General features: G+C 68.4%; 6 protein-coding genes. 5 read left to right on the forward strand and 1 reads right to left on the reverse strand.

The features are described 5' to 3' along the window. The coding region (locus tag ACE3T5_RS20135; protein ID WP_374669893.1) for an MFS transporter at window positions 1–811 on the reverse strand (811 nt) is incomplete at its 3' end. 171 nt (window positions 812–982) lie between these two features. Between ACE3T5_RS20135 and ACE3T5_RS20140 the strand changes: the two genes are divergently transcribed. The 5 genes from ACE3T5_RS20140 (at window position 983) to parC (ending at window position 7547) form a co-directional block, all read left to right on the forward strand. Continuing rightward, complete coding sequence (locus ACE3T5_RS20140; protein ID WP_374669894.1) at window positions 983–2950, forward strand: DNA topoisomerase IV subunit B; 1968 nt, start codon at window positions 983–985, stop codon at window positions 2948–2950. Window positions 2951–3084: 134 nt separating this feature from the next. Next, complete coding sequence (locus tag ACE3T5_RS20145) at window positions 3085–3618, forward strand: hypothetical protein (RefSeq protein WP_374669895.1); 534 nt, start codon at window positions 3085–3087, stop codon at window positions 3616–3618. A gap of 42 nt (window positions 3619–3660) precedes the next feature. Next, complete coding sequence (locus ACE3T5_RS20150; protein ID WP_374669896.1) at window positions 3661–4215, forward strand: GNAT family N-acetyltransferase; 555 nt, start codon at window positions 3661–3663, stop codon at window positions 4213–4215. A gap of 26 nt (window positions 4216–4241) precedes the next feature. Beyond that, the gene (locus ACE3T5_RS20155) at window positions 4242–5123 is read left to right on the forward strand and encodes a lytic transglycosylase domain-containing protein (protein ID WP_374669897.1); all 882 of its coding nucleotides are present in this window, start codon (window positions 4242–4244) and stop codon (window positions 5121–5123) included. A gap of 69 nt (window positions 5124–5192) precedes the next feature. Beyond that, window positions 5193–7547, forward strand: a complete 2355-nt coding sequence (parC, locus tag ACE3T5_RS20160) for a DNA topoisomerase IV subunit A (protein ID WP_374669898.1) — start codon at window positions 5193–5195, stop codon at window positions 7545–7547. The last annotated feature ends 179 nt before the right edge of the window (window positions 7548–7726 follow it).

Raw genomic sequence — 7726 nt, forward strand, 5'->3', positions numbered from 1 at the left:
TGTAGGTGCCGAACACGTTGAACAGGCCGATCAGCGCCAGCGCGTAGCTGGCCACCTGCGGCGACAGGCCCTTGTCCTTGAGGTAGCTGGGCATGTGCACGCCGATGAAGACCACCTGGAAGCCGCACACGAAGTAGCCCGCCATCAGCAGCTGGAAGCTGGGGTATTTGAAGGCCTCGCGCAGGGCCTGGCCGATGGTCTGGTCGCGCGCGGGCGCTGCCCCGCCGGCAAAGCCCGGCTCGCGCAGGCCGAAGGCCAGGGGCCACATGGCGAGCATCGCCACGGCGAGGATCAGCAGCGCCTCCTTCCAGCCCAGGTTGGCAATGAGAAAGCCCTCCATCGGCACCATCAGGAACTGGCCGAACGAACCGGCCGCGGCCGCCACGCCCATGGCCCAGGAGCGCCGGGACGGATCGACCTGGCGGCCGATCACGCCATAGACCACCGCATACGTGGTGCCCGCCTGTGCGGCGCCGATCAGCACCCCTGCGGTGAGCGAGAACAGCAAGGCATTGGGTGACAGGGCCATGCCGGCCAGGCCCAGTGCGTACAGCGCGGCACCGCCGACCAGCACGCGGAAGGCGCCGAAGCGATCCGCCAGCATGCCGGCGAAGATGCCGAAGAAGCCCCAGGCGAGGTTCTGGATGGCGATGGCGAACGCGAAGGTCTCGCGGGTCCAGCCCTGGGCCTGGGTGATCGGCTGCAGCCACAGGCCGAAGCCGTGGCGCACGCCCATGGAGAGGGTGACGACCAGGGCACCACACAGCAGCACCTGCTGCATCGACAGTCGTTGGGGGTTGGGGGAAACCATGACGGAACTGTACCGAGAAGGCGCCGAGGCTGCTCGTCACCTGGCTGACGACGGTGTTGAATACTTCGGCGCGGATTGATGCCGGGCTGGCATCACCGGCCACCACGGCGCCAAGGCGGACTGTTTTTTTGTACAGTCACGCATCCGGCCCCGACTACAATCCCCCCTCCCATGGCGACCCGTTCCCCCTCTGATTACTCCGAAGGCTCGATCCGCGTGCTGAAGGGCCTGGAGCCCGTGAAGCAGCGGCCCGGCATGTACACGCGCACCGACAACCCCCTGCACATCGTGCAGGAGGTGCTGGACAACGCGGCCGATGAAGCCCTGGCCGGCCACGGCCGCCGCATCCGCGTGACGCTGCACGCGGATGGCTCCGTCAGCGTCGAGGACGACGGCCGCGGCATCCCCTTCGGCCTGCACCCGGAAGAGAAAGCGCCCGTCATCGAGTTGGTCTACACGCGGCTGCATGCCGGCGGCAAGTTCGACAAGGGGCAGGGCGGCGCCTACAGCTTCTCGGGCGGCCTGCACGGCGTGGGCGTCTCGGTCACCAACGCCCTGTCGAAGCGGCTGGAAGCCACCACCTACCGCGAAGGGCAGGTTGCCACCATCGTCTTCTCCGGTGGCGACGTGGTGGAGCCACTGGTCGTGCGCAAGGCCGGCGAGGGGGACCGCCGACAGGGCACCACCGTGCGCGTGTGGCCCGACGGCAAGTACTTCGAGACGCTGAACCTGCCGCTGGCTGAGCTGGCACACCTGCTGCGCAGCAAGGCCGTGCTCATGCCTGGCGTGACGGTGCAGCTCACCGACGAGAGGAAGAAGGAAACACAGACCTGGCAATACAAGGGCGGCCTGCGTGACTACCTGATGCAGACGCTCGCGGCGGATCCGGTCATCCCCCTGTTCGAGGGCGAGGGCTACGCCGACAGCAACGACCAGTTCGCCGAGGGCGAGGGCGTGGCTTGGTGCGTGGCCTTCACCGAAGACGGCCAGCCGGTGCGCGAGAGCTACGTCAACCTGATTCCCACCACCGCCGGCGGCACGCACGACAGCGGCCTGCGAGACGGCCTGTTCAACGCGGTCAAGAGCTTCATCGAGCTGCATTCGCTGCTGCCCAAGGGCGTGAAGCTGCTGCCCGAAGACGTGTTCGCGCGCGCCTCCTACGTGCTCTCGGCCAAGGTGCTGGATCCGCAGTTCCAGGGCCAGATCAAGGAGCGGCTGAATTCGCGCGATGCCGTGCGGCTGGTCTCCAGCTTTGTGCGCCCCGCGCTGGAGCTGTGGCTGAACCAGCACGTGGAGTACGGCCGCAAGCTGGCCGAGCTCGCCATCCGCGCCGCGCAGTCGCGCCAGAAGGCCGGCCAGAAGGTCGAGAAGCGCAAGGGCTCGGGCGTGGCCGTGCTGCCCGGCAAGCTGACCGACTGCGAAAGCAAGGACCTCTCGCACAACGAGATCTTCCTGGTCGAGGGGGATTCCGCCGGCGGCAGTGCCAAGATGGGCCGCGACAAGGAATGCCAGGCCATCCTGCCGCTGCGCGGCAAGGTGCTCAACACCTGGGAGGTGGAGCGCGACCGCCTGTTCGCCAACACCGAGATCCATGACATCGCGGTGGCCATCGGCGTGGATCCGCATGGCCCGAACGACAGTCCCGATCTTTCCGGCCTGCGCTACGGCAAGATCTGCATCCTGTCCGATGCCGATGTGGACGGCTCGCACATCCAGGTGCTGCTGCTCACGCTGTTCTTCCGCCACTTCCCCAAGCTCATCGAGACCGGCCATGTGTACGTGGCGCGCCCGCCGCTGTTCCGCGTGGACACGCCCGCCCGTGGCAAGAAGCCCGCCGGCAAGGTCTATGCGCTGGATGAAGGCGAACTCAACGCCATCCTCGACAAGCTGCGCAAGGAAGGGGTGGCCGAAGGCAAGTGGACCATCAGCCGCTTCAAGGGCCTGGGCGAGATGAGCGCCGAGCAGCTGTGGGAGACGACGCTCAACCCCGACACCCGCCGCCTGCTGCCGGTGCAGCTCGGCCGCCTCGACTTCGCCGCCACCGAAAGCCTGATCACCAAGCTCATGGGCAAGGGTGAAGCCGCGTCGCGTCGCGAGCTGATGGAGCTGCATGGGGATGCGGTGGAGGTGGATATCTGATGGCGCGGGCCAGGCTCTTCACGAAGCCACGTCCGCCCATCGTGCGGCGGCCGCACGAGCTGGCAGCCGAGCGCGTGTTCGAGGTGCGCTTTCACTGGGGCCGGTGGCCTGGCGCGCTCTTCCTAGCCGGGATCATGATGGTCCTGATGGCATATGGCGCATGGTTCGCCTGGCGCGTATGGCAGGAGGCAGAGTCCGATGGCCCGATGATCGTGGCGCAGGTGATGGGAATGGCCGCGTTCCTGTCTGGTGCCCTGGCTTGGGCGATCGCGGTGTTCGGGCTGCGCGCCCAGCACCGAGGACACGTGCTGCGTGCCGATGCGGCCGGCGTCTCGGTCGCCGGATTGACGATGATCATCCCGTGGAGCAACATCCTTTCAGTGGAGGCGGATCGTGACTTCGCTGGCATCAGCCGGGATGCGCTGTGGATTCGCTTGCAGGCGGAAGCCCCGGGCAATCCAGTGCCTTCGAACAGCTTTCTGACCTGGCTGCGGGGCCGGGCGCCATGTGTCGATGTGACCCGCAATCTGGTTCTTGTCCGCCCATTCTTCGGTCGGACCACTCCAAGGACCGCAGCCGAAGGCATTTGCCGCGCTGGAGCTTTACACGGATGGAAGCCGGCGGCTCGCGTTCAGGCGCCAGGCCTGTTGTCCGAACTTCGCGCGTGACACGCAACTTCTGAAACTGCAGTGCTAGCTTGCGTGGAGCCCATGAGTCAGACCGTCCATCCTTCCTCAGCCGCACACCCGCCCGCCCGCGTGCGCCTGCGCCCCACCATGAGCAGCGACCTCGAGTTCGTGCTCTCGCTGGAGCAGGATCCGGCCAACCTGCCCTACATCACGCCGTGGGAGCGCACGCAGCACGAGGCCGCGATCCGGTTTCCGGATTTCCGGCACTTCATCCTGGAGGCGGGGCCCGGGCTGCACGCCACCGGCTTCCTCATCCTCATCGGCTGCCGCAGCCGGCACCAGTCGCTGGAGCTCAAGCGCATGGTGGTGCGCGACAAGGGCCAGGGTGTGGGCCGCGCGGCGCTGCGCGAAGTGAAGCGCGTGGCTTTCGGTGACCTGCGCGCGCACCGCCTGTGGCTGGACGTGAAGAAGCGCAACACGCGCGCCCAGGCGCTCTACCAGGGCGAGGGCTTCGTGGTCGAGGGTGAATTGCGCGAATCGGTCAAGGTCGAGGGTGGCTTCGAGTCCCTGGTCGTCATGTCCATGCTGGCGGACGAATTCACCCGCCGGCGCGCTCAGGGTCTGGAACTGGCATGATGCAGGGTTTTCCCGATCTTCCGACGATGAGCTCCTGGCGCCCCTTCCTGCTGGCCGCCGGCCTGATGGCCGCGGCGCTGCCGGCTGCGCGGGCCGACGTGTGGGGCTTCGTGGATGCGCGCGGCGTGGCGCATTTCGCCTCCGAGAAGCTCGATGAACGCTATGAGCTGTACTACCGCGGCGGCGAGAACTTCGACTCCACGCGTGACGTGAAGGTGGAGACGGCGCGCCAGGTGGCCGTGCCCACCGCGCCGGCCAAGCTCATTGCGTATTTCGAGGTCGCGCCGCGCTACAAGGTGATCAAGCACCACCTGAAGGACGCTGCGCAGACCCACGGCATCGATGTCGAGCTGCTGCAGGCGCTGATCGCTACCGAGTCCGGCTTCGACCCCGCGGCTGTCTCGCCCAAGGGGGCCGTGGGCCTGATGCAGATCATGCCCGCCACCGCTGAGCGCTATGGCGTCACGGGCGATGCCGCGCGGCCGGTGCACCAGAAGCTGACCGACCCGCGCACCAACATCCGCACCGGCACGCGCTACCTGAGCGACCTCATGCGCATGTTCTCCGGCCGGCTCGACCTGGTGCTGGCCGCCTACAACGCGGGGGAGGGCGCCGTGCAGCGTGCCGGCAACCGCATTCCGAACTACCCCGAGACGCAGAACTACGTGAAGACCGTCACGCAGCTCTACACCATGCTCAAGCCGCCCGCCAGCGTGGCGACGACGCGCGTGGCACCCACGCGCGTGCGCATGGAGCTGTCGCCCGCCTCCGGCGGGGCCGTCGGCCGAGGCAACATGCCGGCCCCCGTGGGTGCCGTGCAGGTGGTCCGCGGTGTGCCGCCGGCGCCGCCCGCACCCGGCACGCCGGTGGCCGCCGCCGCGATCGACCCTGGCACCCGCAACGATTGATCCCGCGCCGGCTGGCCCGCGCGGCCGCCGTTGCATCTTCCCTTCGCCGACCCATCGGCGCGCCACAAGATGGAACCTGACCTGATCCCCCTGGACGACGGCGGCCCGGACGCCGACCTCGATCTCGCCGGCTACGCCCAGCGCGCGTACCTGGAGTACGCGCTGAGCGTGGTCAAGGGCCGAGCCCTGCCGGACGTGGCCGACGGCCAGAAGCCGGTGCAGCGGCGCATCCTCTACGCCATGCGGCGCATGGGCCTGGCCTTCGGCGGCACCGGCGGCGCCAAGCCGGTGAAGAGCGCGCGCGTGGTCGGCGACGTGCTGGGCAAGTACCACCCGCACGGCGACCAGGCCGCCTATGACGCGATGGTTCGCATGGCGCAGGATTTCGCGCAGCGCTACCCGCTGATCGACGGCCAGGGCAACTTCGGCAGCCGCGATGGCGATGGCGCCGCGGCCATGCGCTACACCGAGGCGCGCCTGGCGAAGATCGCCAACCTGCTGCTCGACGAACTCGACGAGGGCACGGTCGACTTCGCGCCCAACTACGACGGCAGCGAGCAGGAACCGGTGGTGCTGCCCGCGCGCCTGCCCTTCACCCTGCTCAATGGCGCGAGCGGCATCGCCGTGGGCCTGGCCACCGAGATCCCCAGCCACAACCTGCGTGAGGTGGCCGAGGCCTGCGTGGCCCTGGTGAAGAACCCGAAGCTCAGCGATGAGGAGCTGTTCACGCTCATCCCCGGGCCCGACTTTCCGGGCGGCGGGCAGGTGATCAGCAGCGCCACCGACATCGCCGACGCCTATGCCAGCGGCCGCGGTTCGCTGAAGGTGCGCGCCCGCTGGAAGATCGAGGATCTCGCGCGCGGCCAGTGGCAGATGGTGGTGACCGAGCTGCCGCCCGGCGTAAGCAGCCAGAAGGTGCTGGAGGAGATCGAGGAACTCACCAACCCCAAGGTCAAGGCCGGCAAGAAGGCGCTGTCTCAGGATCAGGTGCAGATCAAGCAGACGGTGCTGTCGGTGCTGGACGCGGTGCGCGACGAATCCAGCAAGGACGCCGCGGTGCGCCTGGTGTTCGAGCCCAAGACGAGCCGCATCGACCAGCAGGAACTCATCACCACGCTGCTCGCGCACACGAGCCTGGAGACCTCGGCGCCGGTCAACCTCACCATGGTGGGGCTGGACGGCCGGCCGGTGCAGAAGTCGCTGCGGCGCATGCTGGAGGAATGGATCGAGTTCCGCCAGCGCACGATCGAGAAGCGCTCGCGGCACCGGCTGGACAAGGTGCTGGACCGCATCCACATCCTCGAAGGGCGGCAGCTCGTGCTGCTGAACATCGACGAGGTGATCGCGATCATCCGGACGGCGGAGGAGCCGAAGCAGGCGCTCATCGCGCGCTTCCGCCTCAGTGACCGGCAGGCCGAGGACATCCTGGAGATCCGCCTGCGGCAGCTCGCGCGGCTGGAGGCGATCAAGATCGAGCAGGACCTGAAGGAACTGCGTGCCGAGCAGGGCAAGCTGGAGGAGATCCTCGGTTCGCCCACGGCGCTGCGCCGCCTGATGGTGAAGGAGATCGAGGCCGACACGAAGCAGTTCGGCGACGCGCGCCGCACGCTGATCCAGGCCGAGAAGAAGGCCGTGGCCGAGGTGAAGGTGATCGACGAGCCGGTCACCGTGGTGGTGTCGCAGAAGGGCTGGGTGCGCGCGCGCCAGGGTCACGGCCACGACGCGGCCAGCTTCGCCTTCAAGGCGGGCGACGGCCTGTATGGCACCTTCGAATGCCGCACGGTGGACACGCTGCTGGCCTTCGGCAGCAACGGGCGCATCTACACCGTGCCGGTGTCCACGCTGCCGGGTGCGCGCGGCGACGGCCAGCCGGTCACGACCTTCATCGAGCTGGAGGCGGGCACGCAGATCGTCCACTATTTCGCGGGCGCCGCCGGCGTGTGGCTGCTGCTGGCGAGTTCCGGCGCCTACGGCTTCCTGGCCACGGTGGAGAACATGACCTCGCGCCAGAAGGGCGGCAAGGCCTTCGTCACGCTGGGCGAGGGGGAGGTGCTGCTGCGGCCTTCACCGGCGAATGTGGCGCCGCCCGCGGGCGCGCCGCCCGGGCCGCTGACGACGCCGGCCACGCACGTGTGCTGCGCCTCGACCGGCAAGCGCATCCTGACCTTCGAGATCGGTGAGCTCAAGCCGATGGCCAATGGCGGCCGCGGCCTGATGCTGATGGACCTGGAGCCCAAGGACAGCCTGGCCGGCGTGGCCGCCTACACCCGCAGCGTGCGCATCGTCGGCATCGGCCGCGGCGACAAGGAGCGCGAGGAGCTGCTGGAGATCCGATCGCTCAACAACGCCCGCGGCGCGCGCGCCCGCAAGGGCAAGGCCGCGGACCTGGGGTTCAAGCCTACGGGGGTTGTGCGGGTGGAGTGACGGGATCGCTGGGGTCGCCTACGGCATTCGTAGGCTGGCGGTGACCGAAGGGAACCCGTGCGCCCGTGAAGGCGCGTAACCAGTGCGGTGGAAGTCCGCATCGAAGGAGGTCATTGACTTCGTAGCTGAAGGTAACTGCGTCGCCGCGAGGCGGGGTGGAGAGCAACCGGAGGCGAAAG

This window comes from Ramlibacter sp., assembly GCF_041916345.1.
In the GTDB taxonomy this organism is placed as follows: domain Bacteria; phylum Pseudomonadota; class Gammaproteobacteria; order Burkholderiales; family Burkholderiaceae_C; genus Ramlibacter.